12 protein-coding genes are annotated in these 15,116 nt (G+C 68.8%); 8 read left to right on the top strand and 4 right to left on the bottom strand.

The features are described from left to right. Nucleotides 1-55: 55 nt before the first annotated feature. The 3 genes from KX816_11885 (at nt 56) to KX816_11875 (ending at nt 3,272) form a co-directional block, all read left to right on the top strand. Nucleotides 56-1,297 (top strand): MFS transporter, encoded by a 1,242-nt coding sequence (locus KX816_11885; GenBank protein ID QXQ08536.1) that lies wholly within the window; start codon nt 56-58, stop codon nt 1,295-1,297. An 89-nt stretch (nt 1,298-1,386) separates the two neighbouring features. Further along, entirely contained in the window at nt 1,387-2,217 is an 831-nt protein-coding gene (locus KX816_11880; protein ID QXQ08535.1) for an aldo/keto reductase, read from the top strand. Next, nucleotides 2,214-3,272, top strand: a complete 1,059-nt coding sequence (locus tag KX816_11875) for an LLM class flavin-dependent oxidoreductase (protein QXQ04989.1) — start codon at nt 2,214-2,216, stop codon at nt 3,270-3,272. Before KX816_11880 ends, KX816_11875 begins: the two co-directional genes overlap by 4 nt. Here the strand turns inward: KX816_11875 and KX816_11870 are convergent, their stop codons facing one another. From KX816_11870 to KX816_11855, 4 genes are all read right to left on the bottom strand, one after another. Further along, nucleotides 3,273-5,291, bottom strand: coding sequence for an alpha-glucosidase (locus KX816_11870; GenBank protein ID QXQ04988.1), 2,019 nt, complete (start codon nt 5,289-5,291; stop codon nt 3,273-3,275). Nucleotides 5,292-5,405: 114 nt separating this feature from the next. Beyond that, on the bottom strand, nt 5,406-6,047 hold the full coding sequence (locus tag KX816_11865; protein ID QXQ04987.1) for a TetR family transcriptional regulator C-terminal domain-containing protein: 642 nt from the start codon (nt 6,045-6,047) through the stop codon (nt 5,406-5,408). A gap of 58 nt (nt 6,048-6,105) precedes the next feature. After that, a complete protein-coding gene (locus KX816_11860) occupies nt 6,106-7,527 on the bottom strand; it encodes an APC family permease (GenBank protein QXQ04986.1) in 1,422 nt (473 codons plus the stop codon). After that, nucleotides 7,524-9,149 (bottom strand): NAD(P)/FAD-dependent oxidoreductase, encoded by a 1,626-nt coding sequence (locus KX816_11855; protein ID QXQ04985.1) that lies wholly within the window; start codon nt 9,147-9,149, stop codon nt 7,524-7,526. Before KX816_11855 ends, KX816_11860 begins: the two co-directional genes overlap by 4 nt. Before the next feature lie 131 nt (nt 9,150-9,280). Here KX816_11855 and KX816_11850 point away from each other — a divergent pair, with 131 nt between their 5' ends. The 5 genes from KX816_11850 to KX816_11830 are packed head-to-tail and all read left to right on the top strand — an operon-like array spanning nt 9,281 to nt 15,097. After that, complete coding sequence (locus tag KX816_11850; protein ID QXQ04984.1) at nt 9,281-10,384, top strand: aromatic ring-hydroxylating dioxygenase subunit alpha; 1,104 nt, start codon at nt 9,281-9,283, stop codon at nt 10,382-10,384. Next, entirely contained in the window at nt 10,381-11,640 is a 1,260-nt protein-coding gene (locus KX816_11845) for a sarcosine oxidase subunit beta family protein (protein QXQ04983.1), read from the top strand. The genes KX816_11850 and KX816_11845 overlap by 4 nt, the downstream gene beginning before the upstream one ends. A 10-nt stretch (nt 11,641-11,650) precedes the next feature. Then, nucleotides 11,651-11,929, top strand: a complete 279-nt coding sequence (locus tag KX816_11840; GenBank protein QXQ04982.1) for a sarcosine oxidase subunit delta — start codon at nt 11,651-11,653, stop codon at nt 11,927-11,929. Then, a complete protein-coding gene (locus KX816_11835) occupies nt 11,926-14,757 on the top strand; it encodes a (2Fe-2S)-binding protein (protein ID QXQ04981.1) in 2,832 nt (943 codons plus the stop codon). Before KX816_11840 ends, KX816_11835 begins: the two co-directional genes overlap by 4 nt. Further along, nucleotides 14,750-15,097 (top strand): hypothetical protein, encoded by a 348-nt coding sequence (locus tag KX816_11830; protein ID QXQ04980.1) that lies wholly within the window; start codon nt 14,750-14,752, stop codon nt 15,095-15,097. Before KX816_11835 ends, KX816_11830 begins: the two co-directional genes overlap by 8 nt. Nucleotides 15,098-15,116: the final 19 nt, after the last annotated feature.

Here is a 15,116-nt window from a genome sequence, read left to right as displayed (position 1 = left end):
GATATCAGGTTGGTAACAATAATCCTAGCGGGGGGTACGAATGGCGACGAGACCGATGACCGACCGGCGACGATGGCTGATCGTGGTGCTCGTCTTCGTGGCGATCGTCCTGAACTACGTCGACCGCCAGATCATCGCGCTGCTCAAGCCGACGCTGCAAACCGAGTTCGACTGGAGCGAGCGCGACTATAGCCACATGGCCTCGGCCTTCCAGTTCGCGGCGGCGCTGGCCTTCCTCGGTACCGGCTGGTTCATCGACCGCGTCGGCCTGCGTCGCGGCTTCGCGCTCGGGGTCGGCATCTGGAGCCTTGCCGCGATGGCGCATGCGCTGGTGACCAGCGTCGCGGGCTTCGTCGGCGTACGCGCCGTGCTCGGGGCCGCCGAATCGATCGGGACCCCGGCCGCGGTCAAGACAGCCGCGACCTACTTCAGCGCCCGCGAGCGCAGCCTGGTCATCGGCATCGGCAACACCGCGCCCAACGTCGGTGCGGTCCTCACGCCCTTGCTGATCCCGCTGATGGCGGTGGCCTACGGCTGGCGGTCGACCTTCCTGCTCGCGGGCGGGCTCGGGCTGGTCTGGGTGGTGGCGTGGCTTGTGGTGCGCCTGCCGGCGGTGCCGGGTGCCGACAGCGAGCGTGGCAACCCGCGGATTGCCTGGGCGGCGCTGCTCCGGGATCGTCGCCAGTGGACGCTGATCGTCGGCAAGGCGCTGACCGATCAGGTCTGGTGGTTCCTGCTTTTCTTCATGCCCGACCTGTTCCACCGCGTCTTCGGGCTGAGCCAGGGCACGCTCGGGCTGCCGGTCGCCTTCGTCTACGTGCTCGCGGCGATGGGCGCGATCACCGGCGGCTATCTGCCGTCGCGACTCATCGCGCGGGGCGTCAGCCTCAACGTCGCGCGCAAGTCGACGATGCTGCTGTATGCGCTGCTGATCCTGCCGGTGCCCCTGGTGCTGTATGCGGGTGACGCCTGGACCGCGGCGCTGCTACTCGGTGTCGCGCTGTTTGCGCACCAGGGCTTCTCGGTGAACATCTTCGGGCTGAGCACGGACCTGTTCCCGGCGCGGATCGTCGGGTCGGCGATCGGCATCGCGGCGTTCGCGGGCAATTTGAGCGGCATGGCGATGATCGAGTTCGCCGGCTGGTCGCTGCAGACGGGGCACGGCTACGCGCCGATGCTGTACATTTGCGCCGGCTCGTACCTCGTCGCGCTGCTCGCGATCCACCTCGTCATGCCGCGCATAACGCCGATCGACGAAGCCCCGGACGCGGATGCGCCCGCGATGCTGGCACACTGAATGGAGACGACATGACTGCACAACTTCCCGCACCCGCACAGCGCACCCTCGGCCGTGACGGCGCCTCGGTCGCCCCGCTGGCGTGGGGCATGTGGCGCTTTGCCGGCGACGACCCCCGTGCTGCCCGCGCTCGGGTCGAGGCGGCGCTGGCGGCGGGCGTGACGCTGTTCGACACCGCGGACATCTATGGCCCCGACAACAGTGAAGCGTTCGGTGCCGCCGAAGCCCTGCTCGGCCGCGTCTTCGCCGAGGCGCCGGGCCTGCGCGACCGCATCGTGCTGGCCAGCAAGGGCGGCATCGTCATCGGCACGCCCTACGATTCCAGCGCCGCCTACGTGAAAAGCGCGATCGACGCGTCGCTGAGCCGCCTCGGTATCGAGCGCCTCGACCTGTGGCAGATCCATCGCCACGACATGCTGACGCATCCCGCCGAGGTCGCGCGGGCGCTCGAGGACGCACACCGCGCCGGCAAGATCGCGGCGGTCGGTGTCTCGAACCATACGGTCGCCCAGACCGAGGCACTCGCGGCGCATCTCAGCCTGCCGCTGGCGAGCCACCAGCCCGAATTCTCGGCGCTGACGCTCGACCCGCTATTCGACGGGATCTTCGACCAGGCGATGGCGACGAACATGGCGGTGCTCGCGTGGTCGCCGTTTGCCGGCGGGCGGCTCGCTGCCCCCAAGGACGCGCGCAGCCAGGCCGTCGTGGCCCTGCTCGACGCCAAGGCAGCCGAGTACGACGTGCTGCGCTCTGCCGTCGCCTACAGTTGGATCATGGCGCATCCGGCCGCCCCGATCCCGATCGTCGGGACGCAGGACGTCGCGCGTATCGCCGAGATCCCGCTGGCGCTGAAGCCCCGCTGGACCCGCGCAGAGTGGTATGCGGTGCTGCAAGCCTCGATGGAGGAGACGCTGCCATGAAGCCCTGCGAAATCAGCTGGTTCTCCGCGCTGTGCGACGACGACTACGAGTTCCTGGGCGTCCCCGACACCAAGCTGCAGTCGAGCTGGGAGCATTGCCGGGACATCGTCATGCAGGCCGAGACCGGCGGCTTCGACAACATCCTGCTGCCCTCGGGCTATGCGCTGGGCATCGACACCACGGCCTTCGCCGCCGCCGTCGCGCCCCTGCTCAAGCGCATGCGGCTGCTGATGGCGGTGCGGATCGGCGAGAGCTGGCCGCCGCAGCTGGCGCGGCAGATCGCGACCATCGACCGGCTGCTGGGCGGGCGACTCACGGTCAACATCATCTCGTCGGAGATGCCCGGCGAGACCCTCGCCTCGGCGCCGCGGTATGCCCGCACGCTCGAGGCGATGCAGATCCTGAAGACCCTGCTTGCTGGCCAGCCGCTCGACCATGACGGCGAATTCTGGAAGCTCAAGGTCGATCCGCCCCGCATCGGCACGCTGTCGGGCGAGCCGCCGCTGCTCTATTTTGGCGGCCTGTCGCCCGACGCGCGCGAAGCCGCAGCGCAGGGTTGCGACGTCTACCTGATGTGGCCCGACAAGGAAGCGGTGGTCGCCGAGATCATCGCCGACATGACCGCGCGCGCCGCGAAGCACGGCCGGACGCTGCGCTTTGGCTACCGCGCGCATGTCGTGGTCCGTGATACCGAGGCCGAGGCGCGCGCTGCGGCCGATCGCCTGCTGTCGAAACTCGACGCCGCCACCGGAGCAACCATCCGCGCCAAGTCGCTCGACGCCGCCTCGGTCGGGGTCAAGGCGCAGGCGGCTTTGCGCGAGGGTGCCAGCGACGATGGCTACGCGGAAGCGAACCTGTGGACGGGCATCGGCCGGGCGCGCTCGGGTTGCGGCGCCGCGATCGTCGGCGATCCCGACCAGGTGCTGGCCAAGCTCGAACGCTACCGCGCCATGGGTATGGAGGCGTTCATCCTGTCGGGCTATCCGCATGCCGCCGAGGCCGACCTGTTCGCGCGCCACGTCCTGCCGCGCATCGACCACGGTCCGCTGGTGTGATCACATGACCGCCGCGATGTCCGCGAACAACACGGCGTCCGCTGCCGAGGCGCGATAGAACAAGGGTGGCCGGCCGAGCGGGGCGTCGACGACGATGTCCTGCCCGCCGGTGTGCGCCGCACCGGTCCAGACCTCGATCCAGTCCGCTCCGGCGGGCAGGTAGACCGGCCAGGTCTGGCAGCCAGCCTCGAGGACAGGAGCCACCAGCAGGTCGGGACCGTACAGGAACGCGGTCTGGACGGCGAAGCAGCGCGGATCGTCCTCGAAATGCAGGAACAACGGGCGTTGCACGGGCAGGCCGGTCGCGACCGCGGCATCGGACAGCCGGCGCAGGCACGGCGCGAGATGCACGAAGATCCGCGTCATCCGGGCGAAATGCGCGAGGACCTCGGGATCGCTGTCGATCTGCACGTTGAGGCGGGGGCGATTGCCCTCGTGGCTGCGCATCATCGAGGTGAACGCTGCCATCTCGGCCCAGCGCATCACCAGTTCGGGAGTGCGCACCGTGCCGAACAGGCTGGTGTAACCGCCGATATCGCTGTGATGATAGGCGTTGCCGAGCAGGCCCGACGACAGCGCCGCGCAGATCACCGTGCCGATGCCGTCGTGCCGGCTGAAGTCGACGACCTGGTCCCCGGCCCACAGCATCGGGCAGTGCCGCTGCACCCCGGCATGGCCCGAGCGCATGAAGAACAGCGCCTCCCCGGTCTTGCCACGCGACGCGATGGCCTTCGCGTTGACCTCTGCCCATAGCACCGGCCACGCATTGTGCGCGAGGCTGCCGTCGAGCCCGCTGGCCAGGCGCACGTCGGTCGGCAAATACTCGCCGAAGTCCGCCATCCAGCCCGACAGGCCGAAGTCGAGCATGTTGCCGCCGATGATCGTGTCGGCAAACCATTCAGCAGCGGCGGGGTTGGTGAAGTCGACATGGCCGCAATCGAACTCGCCGAAGTCGACGATGTAGACCGTGTCGGCATCGGGTCGCATGACGAGGTAGCCCGCCGCCTCGGCCTCGGCATACAGCGGTCCGTCGGTGCAGAGGTAGGGATTGACGTAGCCGAGGAAGCGGATGCCGCGCGCCGCCAGTCCGGCGATGCGCGCCGGCAGGTCGGGGTAGCGCGCCGCGTTCCATTGCCAGTCCCAGAACAGCCGGCTGCCAAAGCTCGTCTCGCGCAGGCCGACCCAGTCCTCGCACCATAGGCCGGAAACGGCGACCCCGGCATCGATGTAGGTTTCCAGCCGCTCGAAGCTGTTCGCGCCGTCCTTGAGGCCGATCACAGCGCCCTTGAGCAACCAGTCCGGGAGCGGCGGCTGGCGGCCGAAGCGCGTCGACAGCGCCGTCACCAGCTCCGGCAGGCTGGCTCGCGTCCACAGTTCGATGCGCTCGGGGATGCCCCAGACCTCGACTTCGTGGAACGCGGGGTTGCGGAAATCGAACGCCGCGTAGGCGGTTGTGTCGACGTGGACGGCGTAGCGGCGCGAGCTGAGCCAGGTCGGCTGCGGGTAGTTGGTGGTGTAGTAATCCCCCCCGCCGCCGCCGCGCTGGTCGGCCTGCCAGGTCAGCATGGTCGACTTGTCGCGCCCGACGCCGGGCTCTGAAGACCACAAGGGAAAGTGTCGCCCCGCCAGGTCGAGGTGCGAAAATTGCTCGCCGCCGCCGAACAGGTGCTCGCCCGGCTCCGCCGCGACCCGCAGCCACAGCCGGTCGAGCGCCGTGTCGAGTGCGGTGAGGTGCAGGACCGCGTCGTCGGCGTCACCCGACAGACGCAGTTCGAGCTGCCACGGTACGCCTTGGAACGGAGCAAACCGCAGGATCCAGTCCTCGCCGTCGGCCTGAACCTCGACGTGGCGCAGCGCCACCCGCTCGTCGACGTGATCCTCGATGTCGAAGTGGCCGCGATGCATGGTGATGTCCGCCCGGCCGCGCCCCGCGTACAGGCACGGCGAGTCGACGCGGTGGCGCAGCAGCACTTGTCCGCCGAGGCGAAGCTCGAACCCGTCCGCAAACACCTCAAGCATCGTGAGAACACTCCATCAACAGGCTCGCTTGCTACAAGCTCCGCGGGTGGAAATGCCAACGAACATTGAAATGCGCTGCCGTTCCCCGCGACGTTCGAGCGGCGGGTCACGGCATCAGGCGGTTGCGTTCAACTTCACCCGCGCGGGCTCCGGGACCAGTTGGCGCAGTGTCAGGCTGCACAGTGCGAGCGCTCGCTCCCGCGGCAGGCGGCCGGGCGACAGGCAATAGTCGAGCCACAGGCCGTCCATCACCGCCGACAGAATCGCGGCCACGTCGGCGTTCGGAACGCGCGCCGGGGGCAGGCGCGCGACGGCGGCCAGGAGCAGTTGCCGCAGCCGCCCGTTGAAGTTTTCGCTGGTCCTCGCGAACTCCTCGTTGCTTCTAACCAGCGTCCAGAACGCCATCCACGCGCCCAGGATATCGGAGCTCGCCCATTCATCGGAGAACAGCACTGAGAAAAAGCTGTCGAGGCCTTCCCAAGGATCGGGATGCGGAACCTCGAGTTCCTGCTGGAAGCGCGCGATGAAATTGTCGCAAAGCTCCTCGTAGGTTTCGAGGAGGAGGTTGCTCGGGTTGGTGAAATAATGGCGCAGGAGGCCGTGGGAAACGCCGGCTTGGCGGCAGATCTCGCGCCCCGTGGTGCCGCGCGGACCGAGCCGGGCGAGGCACGAGATCGTCACCGCCAGCAGATCCTGCCGCCGGACTTCGGGGGCTTGCCGGCTGGCCCGCCGTCGCGGCTGCTTTGCGTCGTCCATGCCTATCCTTTTAACACAGCTGGATATCGCAACCGTGGCGGCTGTCGACAAGGCGCGCTCAGGCCGCAGCGACCGCTGCACGCGCGGCGCGCCATTTCGATGAAGCGTAAACGGTCCAGCCGATGCCGAGCAGGATCGCGGTCAGGCCGACGATCTTGAGCACCGCTAGCGGCTTGTTGGGCTCGTCCGCGGCCGGAATTGCCGCCAGGCCAATGGCGCACAGCGTCGTTGCCAGCCCGACGCAGCCGAGCAGGATCGCTACCGGTCGCCCGCCCGGGATCCGGATGACGTCGGGCCCCGCCGGTTCGCGCTGCAGGCGGATCAGCGCCAGGAAGACGAAGACGAAGGGGATGAACGCGGTGATGATGCCCATGCTGACCAGCACGTCGTAGGCGCCCTTCACGCTGGTCCCGGCCTGCCCGAGGAAGACGAAGACGGCGCCCAGCCCGGCCTGCGTCAGGATCGCGACGTGGGGTGTGCCGTAGCGCGGGTGGAGCCTGCCGAACGCGGGCGGCAGCATCTTGTCGATACCGACCGCGAACGGGATGCGCGAGGTCGCCGCAAGGAAGCCGCCCGCCGCACCGAGGTTGCCGACGGTGATCAGCAGCGCGACCGCGGGCACGATCCACACCCAGCCGAGCTTGGCGGCGGTGGCGGTGATCGCCTGCATCAGCCCCGCGAGGCTGTCGACTTGCCCCGCCGGCAGCGCGACCAGCACGGCGATGGTGCCGAGGATGTAGCAGGCGGCGACGACGAAGCCGGCGACCACCAGCGCGCGCGGGATCGTCCGCCGCGCGTCCTTGATCTCGCCGCTCATGAACGACGCGGTCTCGCAGCCCGAGAAGGCGAATGCCAGCGACGCCCAGAACACCATGTCCTTGAAGTGAAAGCTGGGGGCCATCGTCGTTGCGGTGAACTGGGTCGCCGAACCGAACCGGTCCCACGAGACGACGCCCATGACGATGACCACCGCGACCGGTATCCACATGCCGTAGGCACCGATGTTGTGGAGCCAGCGCGCATGCTTCAGACCGACGATGTTGAGAGCCGCAATCAGGGCGAGCGATAGCAAGGCGAACCACATGAAGTAGCCGGTGGAATGGCCCAGCCCCATCCACGATGCGCCGCCCACGTAGAGTGCGTTGCTCGCGGCGAAATAGAAGACGGCGGGGAAGTAGGGCAGGTTGCTGGTCCAGTAGCACCAGCCCGCGATGAAGCCCGGAAAGTCGCCGAACGCCCGCCGTGTCCAGGCATACAGCCCGCCCTCGTCGGGGTGGCGCGACGACAGCTCGAGCACTGCCAGCGCGAACGGCACGTAGAAAAGCAGGAAAGCACCGATCCAGATCAACACCGATCCGGGCCCGGCGGCGGCCGCGGTGGCGATCCAGCGCAGGCTGACCCCGGTGACGATGTACAGCAAGGTGACGTCGGTGAACCCCATCACCCGCGGCGGATGGACGGTATCGACAGCGCCGCTCATGCCCGGGCCTTGCCGCGCTTGCGGTCGCGCAGGACCTGCGCCGCCGCGTTATGGCCGGGCGCACCGGTGACGCCGCCGCCGGGATGCGCACCGGCCCCGCAGAGGTACAGGCCCGCGACCGGCGTCCGGTATTGCGAGTATTTCGGGGTCGGGCGCATCGAGAACAATTGGCCGAGATTGAGGTCGCCGTGGAAGATATTGCCCTCGGTCAGGCCGTAGGTGCGCTCCAGATCGAGCGGGGTCAGCACGACACGACCTTCGATCAGGCCGGGAAGGTCGGGCATGTGCGCCGCGATCTGGCGGATGATCGAGTCCGCAAAGGCCTCGCGTCGGTCGTCCCAATTGCCCTCGCGCAACTCGAACGGCACGTACTGGATGAAGCACGTCATCATGTGCTTGCCGGGCGGGCATAGGCTGTCGTCGACCAGGCTCGGGATGACGCAGTCGATCCACAGTTCGTCGGGGATGTCGCCCATCCGTGCGATGTCGGCGCAGCGCTGCGCTCCGGCCAGCGTCGGTGCGATCGACAGCAATGACCGTTCGCGTGCGTCCGCATCGGCGGGCCGCCCGGTCACCGTTGGCTCGCCCCTAAGCGCAAGGTTGAGCTTGGCCGAGGGCCCCGCCATCTTGATCGCGGCGATGTCGCGGCGGAAGTCCTCGGGCAGGGCGCCAGGTTCGATCAGGCTGAGGAAGGTGCGCTTCGGGTCGGCATTCGAAAGCACGGTGTTCGCGGCGATGACCGTTCCGTCGGCAAGCACGACGCCGGTCGCCCGGCCACCCACAACCGTGATTGAGGCGACCGGCGCGTCGGTCCGGATCTCGACCCCATGCTCGCGCGCGGTCGCGGCGATGGCGTCGGTGATCGCGCCCATGCCGCCGATGACGTGACCGGCAAAGCCCTGGACGCTGTCGTCGCCGCCCGACAGCAGGTGGAACAGCAGCCCGACCGCCGACCCCGGCTCGTAGGGTCCGCCGTGCTTGCCGTAGACATTGTTCGCGAGGAACATGCGTTTGACCTCGGGGCTCTCGAAGTGGCGGTCGAGATATTCGCCGAGGCTGCCGGTCAGGAAGGTGATAAGCTGCGAGACTTCGCTGCCCTTGATCTTGCGGAACCGCCTGAGCAGCCGCGCCGCCTCGCTGATCCGGTCGAGGCCGCGCGCTGCGAGGTTTGGTGGCGGCTCGAGAAAGAACGGCTGGAGATAGGCAGCAAGCGCCTTCAGTTCGCGGTCGACGCGTAGGAAGGCTTCGGCGTCCCTGGCCGAATAGCGCCGGATTTCCTCGGCGGTGCGCTCGCCGTCCGCCCACCAGCGGATGATCCGGCCCTCGCCGACCGGCACCGTCAGCAGCGGATCGCTTGCCACCATCCGCAAGCCGTGGCGCGCCAGTTCGAGGTCGCGGATGACCTTGGGCATCAGCATCGAGGCGAAGTACGAAGTAAAGGAGACCCGGTGGCCGGGGATGACCTCCTCGGTCACGCAGGCACCGCCGATGATGGCGCGGCGCTCGACGACCAGTACCTTGAGCCCGGCCTTGCCGAGATAGGCGGCGGCGACCAGCCCGTTGTGGCCCGCGCCGACGACGATGGCGTCGTACCGCTGCACGGGACCGGCAAGCTGCGCCAAACGATTACCCCTTTGATGTCCGGCACCGCGCGCCGTTCAAGTTTCCCGCTTCACGAGTGACACAAAGCGGGTTATGAGGCAACTGTCTAATAAGCGGAGCGGCAATGATCGAGTCGGGGAGCGCAGGAACGATGGAGCGTTCACTGCCGAGCAGCGCCTACCTGACGCCGCAGGCCTGGGCCGCCGACAAGGCGTCGATCCTCGACCGCGAATGGTTCTGCGCCGCCCGCATCGAAGACGTGCCGCAGCCCGGCGACCATGTCGTGCTCGACGTAGCGGGCGAAAGCATCCTGCTGGTCCGCACGAAGGCCGGCGACCTGCGTGCCCACTACAACGTCTGCCGCCATCGGGGCGCCCGCATCTGCGACGCCGGCAACGACGCCAAGTGGGGCCTGACGCTGGCCGGTGGCGTCATCGGCGGGGTCATCCGCTGCCCCTATCACAGTTGGGCATACAGCCTCGATGGGGCGCTGCTGGCGGCACCTAACCTCTCCGTCGCGGAGGACTTCGACAAGGCTGACTTCAGTCTTTACCCGGTCGGCGTCGGCGAATGGGGCGGCTTCGTCTTCCTCAACCTGACACCTGAGAGCGCTTCCGGTTTCGCGGCAACTTTGGGCCAGGCGCCGCGGCGGCTCGGCAATTATCCGCTCGATGCGCTGCGCACCGTGCAGATCATCAGCTACGACGTTGCGGCGAACTGGAAGCTGCCGCTCGAGAATTACAACGAATGCTACCACTGCGGCCCGGTGCATCCGGAGCTGTGCGCGGTGGTCCCGGAGTTCCGCAACAACGGTGGAATCCACCTGGATTGGGAGCTCGGCATCCCGCACCGCGAGGGTGCCACTACGTACACCATGAGCGGCACCACCGACCGCGATGTCTTCCCTGGCCTCAGCGAGGAGGAGAAGGTCCGCCACAAGGGCGAACTGCTGTACCCCAACCTGATGCTGAGCGTCGCCAGTGACCACGCCGCCGCCTTCCTGTTGTGGCCCACGGCAGCCGACCGGACCCGCGTCGAGTGCCGCTTCCTGTTCCACCCCGACGCGATCGCGAAGCCCGGATTCGACCCGTCCGACGCGGTCGACTTCTGGGATCTGGTTAACCGCCAGGACTGGGCGGTGTGCGAGCGCGTCCAGCGCGGCATGTCGGCACGCGTCCACCAGTTCGGCTATTACTCGCCGATGGAGGACTACAGCCTCGACATCCGCCGCTACGTCGCCGACCGCCAGCGATGAGCCGCAATTATTCGGCGCTGGCGCTGCTGCGTGGCGCGCTGACCGGCAACCGCGACTGGGACAAGGCTTGGCGTTCGCCCGAGCCCAAGGCGCACTACGACGCGGTGATCGTCGGCGGCGGCGGGCACGGGCTGGCGACAGCTTACTATCTCGCCAAGAACCACGGCATGACCAATGTCGCGGTGCTCGAGAAGGGCTGGATCGGCGGCGGCAACACCGGCCGCAACACCACGATCGTCCGCTCCGATTATTATTACCCGTCGAGCGCGGCGTTCTTCAATCGCTCGGTCAGCCTGTACGAGGGGCTGAGCCGCGAGCTCAACTTCAACATCATGTTCAGCCAGCGCGGCATGCTGACCGTCGCCCACAGCCGCGGCGAAGTCGACTTCCAGCGCCGGCTGGTCAACGGCATGGTGCTCAACGGCATCGACATGGAGACGGTGACCGCGGAGCAGGCGCGCACGCTGTGCCCGATCATGAATTTCTCGGCGACGGCGCGCTACCCGATCCTCGGCGGCATGCTGCAGCGCCGGGCCGGCACCGTGCGCCACGACGCGGTGGTCTGGGGCTATGCCCGCGCCGCCGATCGGCTCGGCGTCGACATCATCCAAAATTGCGGCGTCACCGGTATCGACCGCGACCCAGTGTCGGGCGCGGTGACCGGCGTCCAGACGACGCGCGGCGCGATCGGCTGCGGGCGGCTGGGAGTCGCGGTCGCGGGCCATTCGACGGTGCTCGCCGACATGGCCGGGTTCCGCCTGCCGCTGCGCAGCTATGCCTTGCAGGCGTTCGTCTCCGAGCCGCTGAAGCCCGTCCTCGACATTGTCGCCTCGTCGGCGGTGCTCGGCGTCTATGTCAGCCAGTCGGACAAGGGGGGGCTGGTGCTCGGCGGCAATGCCGACGCCTATGCCTCCTACGCCCAGCGCGGCAACATCCCGACCGCCGGGGCCGTTTGCGCCGGGCTCGTCGAGTTCATCCCGTCGTTCAGCCGGGTCAAGATGCTGCGGCAATGGGCAGGTATCGTCGACTATGCGCACGACAGCTCGCCGGTGCTCGGGGCCAGCCCGGTGCCGGGCCTGTTCCTCAACTGTGGCTGGGGCGGCGGAGGGTTCAAGGCGATCCCGGCAGGCGGCGAGACCTTTGCCTACACGCTCGCCACCGGCGCCCCGCACCCGCTGATCGAAGCCTTTTCGCTCGATCGTTTCCGCGAGCTGGCGCTGGTCGACGAAGCCGCTGCCGCCGGGATCGAGCATTGAGGGCATCGCCGTGCTGATCATCACTTGCCCGACCTGCGGCGAGCGCGACGAGACCGAGTTCGTCAACGGCGGGGAAGGGCACGTCGACCGCCCGGGTCCGCCCGAAACGGTAAGCGATGCAGCTTGGGCGGACTACCTGTTCTTCCACGACAATCCGCGCGGGCCCTTGCGTGAGCGCTGGCTCCACGCCTTCGGCTGCCGGCGCTGGTTCCACGCGGTGCGCAACACTGCCGATCACCGCATCGCCCTGACCTACGCGATCGACGACCGGCCCGAGCTTCCGGCTTGAGCGGCCTCCGCCTGGCCGGCCACCCGCGCGCCTCGGCACCCGTCGTGCGCTTCCGTTTCAATGGACGGGATTATCAGGGCCGCGAGGGCGACACGCTGGCCGCCGCGCTGATCGCCAACGGTGCGACGCTGGTCGGGCGCAGCTTCAAGTACCACCGCCCGCGCGGCGTCGTCGGCAGCGGTTTCGCCGAGACCAACGCGCTCGTACAACTTGGCGAGGGCGCCCGGACGGTCCCGAACGCGGTGGCGACGCGGGTGCCGCTTCGGGACGGCCTGACGGCGACCAGCGTCAATTGCTGGCCCTCGGTCGGATTCGACCTCGGCGGCCTCAACGATTTGGCGTCGCGGCTGCTGTCTACGGGCTTCTACTACAAGACCTTCATGTGGCCGAGCTGGCACCTGTTCGAGCCCCTGATCCGCCGCCTCGCCGGCCTCGGACGCGCACCGACCCTGCCCGATCCGGATGCCTACGCCGCGCGCAGCCACTCCTGCGACGTGCTGGTCGTCGGCGGCGGCATCGCCGGAGTCGCAGCGGCACGAGAGGCAGCAGCGCAGGGCGCGGAGGTCGTGCTGGTCGAGGCGGAGGACCGGCTTGGCGGTCTCGGCGATGACCTCGTGCTCCCCGACCTGCCCAACCTGCGCGTCCTGAAGCGGACGACGGCGACCGGCTATTACGATCACAAGCTCGTCACTGCGGTCGAGGAGATCGACGGTCCGGTCGTGCGCCAGCGCTTCTGGAAAATCCGCGTGAAGCGCGTCGTGCTGGCCTGCGGAGCCTTCGAGCGGCCGCTCTTGTTCGGCGACAACGACCGCCCCGGCGTCATGCTCGGCGACTCGATCCGCTACTATCTCGAACGCCACGGTGTCGCCGCCGGGAACCGTCCGCTGTTCGCGGTCGTCGACGACCAGGGCTACCGCGCCGCGATCGCTGCCCGGCACGCCGGGCTCGAGGTCGCCGTCGTCGACGCGCGCCCGGTCGCCGGTGCTGTCGCCGCCGAGGCCGACGCGCTCGGCATCCCGCTGTTCGTCAACCACAGGCTCGTCCGCGCGGTCGGTCGCAAGGCGGTCCGCGCAGCCGAACTGGTCGACCAGACCACCGGCCGCCGCAGCCGGATCGCGTGCGACGTCATCGGCATGAGCGGCGGCTGGAGCCCCGCGGTGCAGCTGTTCACCCAGTCCGGTGGCAGCCTGCGCTTCGAGGACCGCATCGGTGCCTTCGTTCCCGACCGCTCGGTCCAGGCGGAGCGCTCGTGCGGCGCGGCGCGGGGGATCTTCGCTCTCGAGGACTGCCGCGCCGACGGCACCGCTGCCGGCCTGTGGGCGGCGACCGGCGAAGACAGCGCAACCCCCGCCATTGCCGCCGACAGCCGCGCACCGTTGCAGCTGCCACCACCCGGCACCAAGGCCTTCGTCGACTTCCAGACCGACGTCACCGTCGACGACCTGCGCCAGGCGACGCGCGAGAACTACCGCTCGGTCGAGCATGTAAAGCGCTACACGGTCTGGGGCATGGGCACCGACCAGGGCCGCCTCGGCGCGGTCAACGGCGTCGCGGTGCTGGCGGCGCTGCAGGGCCTCGAGCCCGGCGCGCTCGGCACCACGAAATTTCGCCCGCCGTTCGCGCCGGTGGCGTTTGGCGCAGTTGCCGCGGACCGTCCGCTCGGCGCGCTGTTCCACCCGTGGAAGCACCTGCCGGCGCACCGTTGGCACTTTGCGCAGGGCGCGGTCTTCGAGGATTACGGCTGGCTGCGCCCCTCGCATTACCCGCGTGCCGGCGAGACGATCGAGCACGCGGCGCAGCGCGAGGCGCTGGCCGTGCGTGGCGGCGTCGGGCTGATCGACACCTCATCGTTCGGGAAATTTGAGTTGCGCGGCCCCGAGGCGGGCCGCTTCCTCGACCTGATGTCGGTCGGGTCGCCAAGCACGATTCCCGTCGGCGCGGTACGCTACAATCTGCTGTGCACCGAGCTCGGCAGCCTGCTCGACGACGGCGTCATCGCGCGTCTAGCCGACGATCACTTCCTGATGACCGCGAGCACCGGCCACGCCGAGCGCGTCTACCGCTGGCTGGAGGAGTGGCGGCAATGCGAGTGGCCGCTCGATGTCGTGATCGACGACGCGACGGCGCGCTGGGCGGTGCTGACCCTCGCTGGACCGCGTGCCCGCGCCGTCCTCGACCGTGCCGGCTGCGACATCGATCTCACCGATTTTGCCCATAACCGTGTCCGCTCGGGGCACATCGCCGGGGTCGCGACCCGCATCCAGCGCGTCAGCTTCACCGGCGAGGCGAGCTACGAGATCGCCGTCGCGGCGGACTACGGCGAGAGCCTCGCCGCACACCTGATGGCGTGCGGTGCCGCGGACGGCATCGTGCCGTTCGGACTCGAGGCGCTCGACATCCTGCGGCTGGAGAAGGGTTTCATCCACGTCGGGTCGGACACCGACAGCCGCACCCAGCCCGCCGATATTGGCTGGGGCAAGGCGATCGGCCGCAAGGCGTCCGACTTCGTCGGCAAGCGCTCGCTCCAGCACGCGTCGGCGACCGCCCCGGGGCGCGCGCAGCTGGTCGGGTTGCAGCCGGTCGACCCCGGCATCGTGCTGCCGATCGGCGCGCACATCATCGGCGGCGATCCGCATCCGAGCCGTGGCATCGTCACCAGCAGTGCCTTCAGCCCGACGCTGGCGCGGGGCCTGTCGCTCGCGCTCCTCGATGGCGGCCGCGCGCAGCACGGTGAGCGGGTCCAGATCTGGTCGGAGGGGCGGAGCTGGCCGGCGATCGTCACCGACCCCGTCGCGTTCGACCCGCAGGGAGCGCGCCTGAATGGCTGACCTAGTTGCCCATAGCGCGCTCGGCGGCCGCGAGTTCGAGGTCGGGGTTTTTGCCATGATGGAGGGAAAGTTAGACCCGGCCGCAGGCTTGGCGCACATCGAGGTGTCGGGTGTCGGCACGCTCGATCTGCTCGGGGTCGCCGGCATCACCCACGGTGCCGAGGGCGAACTGACGACGCGCCTGGCAGCGTTGCGCGTCACGATCCGGTGGGGGCGAGCGTCGGGCGAGGCTGCGTGCATCGCGGTCGAGCGGTTCAGCGCCGATTATCTGTGGCACTGGCTCGTCGCCAAGGCGCGGATCGAGGCCTCCGCCAAGGCGCGAATCGAGGCATCGTCATGACACGCGCGGCGGCCTAGAA

The sequence above is a fragment of the Sphingosinicellaceae bacterium genome (assembly GCA_019285715.1).
In the GTDB taxonomy this organism is placed as follows: Bacteria; Pseudomonadota; Alphaproteobacteria; order Sphingomonadales; family Sphingomonadaceae; genus Glacieibacterium.
Note: the sequence above shows the minus strand (reverse complement) of the source record. Positions and strands in the feature narration are given on the sequence as shown.

Bases quoted from the DNA above. Each gene is read 5' to 3' on its own strand.
- KX816_11875 (QXQ04989.1), top strand. From the start codon at position 2,214: ATGAAGCCCTGCGAAATCAGCTGGTTCTCCGCGCTGTGCGACGACGAC.
- KX816_11885 (QXQ08536.1), top strand. From the start codon at position 56: ATGACCGACCGGCGACGATGGCTGATCGTGGTGCTCGTCTTCGTGGCG.
- KX816_11880 (QXQ08535.1), top strand. From the start codon at position 1,387: ATGTGGCGCTTTGCCGGCGACGACCCCCGTGCTGCCCGCGCTCGGGTC.
- KX816_11845 (QXQ04983.1), top strand. From the start codon at position 10,381: ATGAGCCGCAATTATTCGGCGCTGGCGCTGCTGCGTGGCGCGCTGACC.
- KX816_11830 (QXQ04980.1), top strand. From the start codon at position 14,750: ATGGCTGACCTAGTTGCCCATAGCGCGCTCGGCGGCCGCGAGTTCGAG.
- KX816_11860 (QXQ04986.1), bottom strand. From the start codon at position 7,527: ATGAGCGGCGCTGTCGATACCGTCCATCCGCCGCGGGTGATGGGGTTC.
- KX816_11850 (QXQ04984.1), top strand. From the start codon at position 9,281: ATGGAGCGTTCACTGCCGAGCAGCGCCTACCTGACGCCGCAGGCCTGG.
- KX816_11865 (QXQ04987.1), bottom strand. From the start codon at position 6,047: ATGGACGACGCAAAGCAGCCGCGACGGCGGGCCAGCCGGCAAGCCCCC.
- KX816_11870 (QXQ04988.1), bottom strand. From the start codon at position 5,291: ATGCTTGAGGTGTTTGCGGACGGGTTCGAGCTTCGCCTCGGCGGACAA.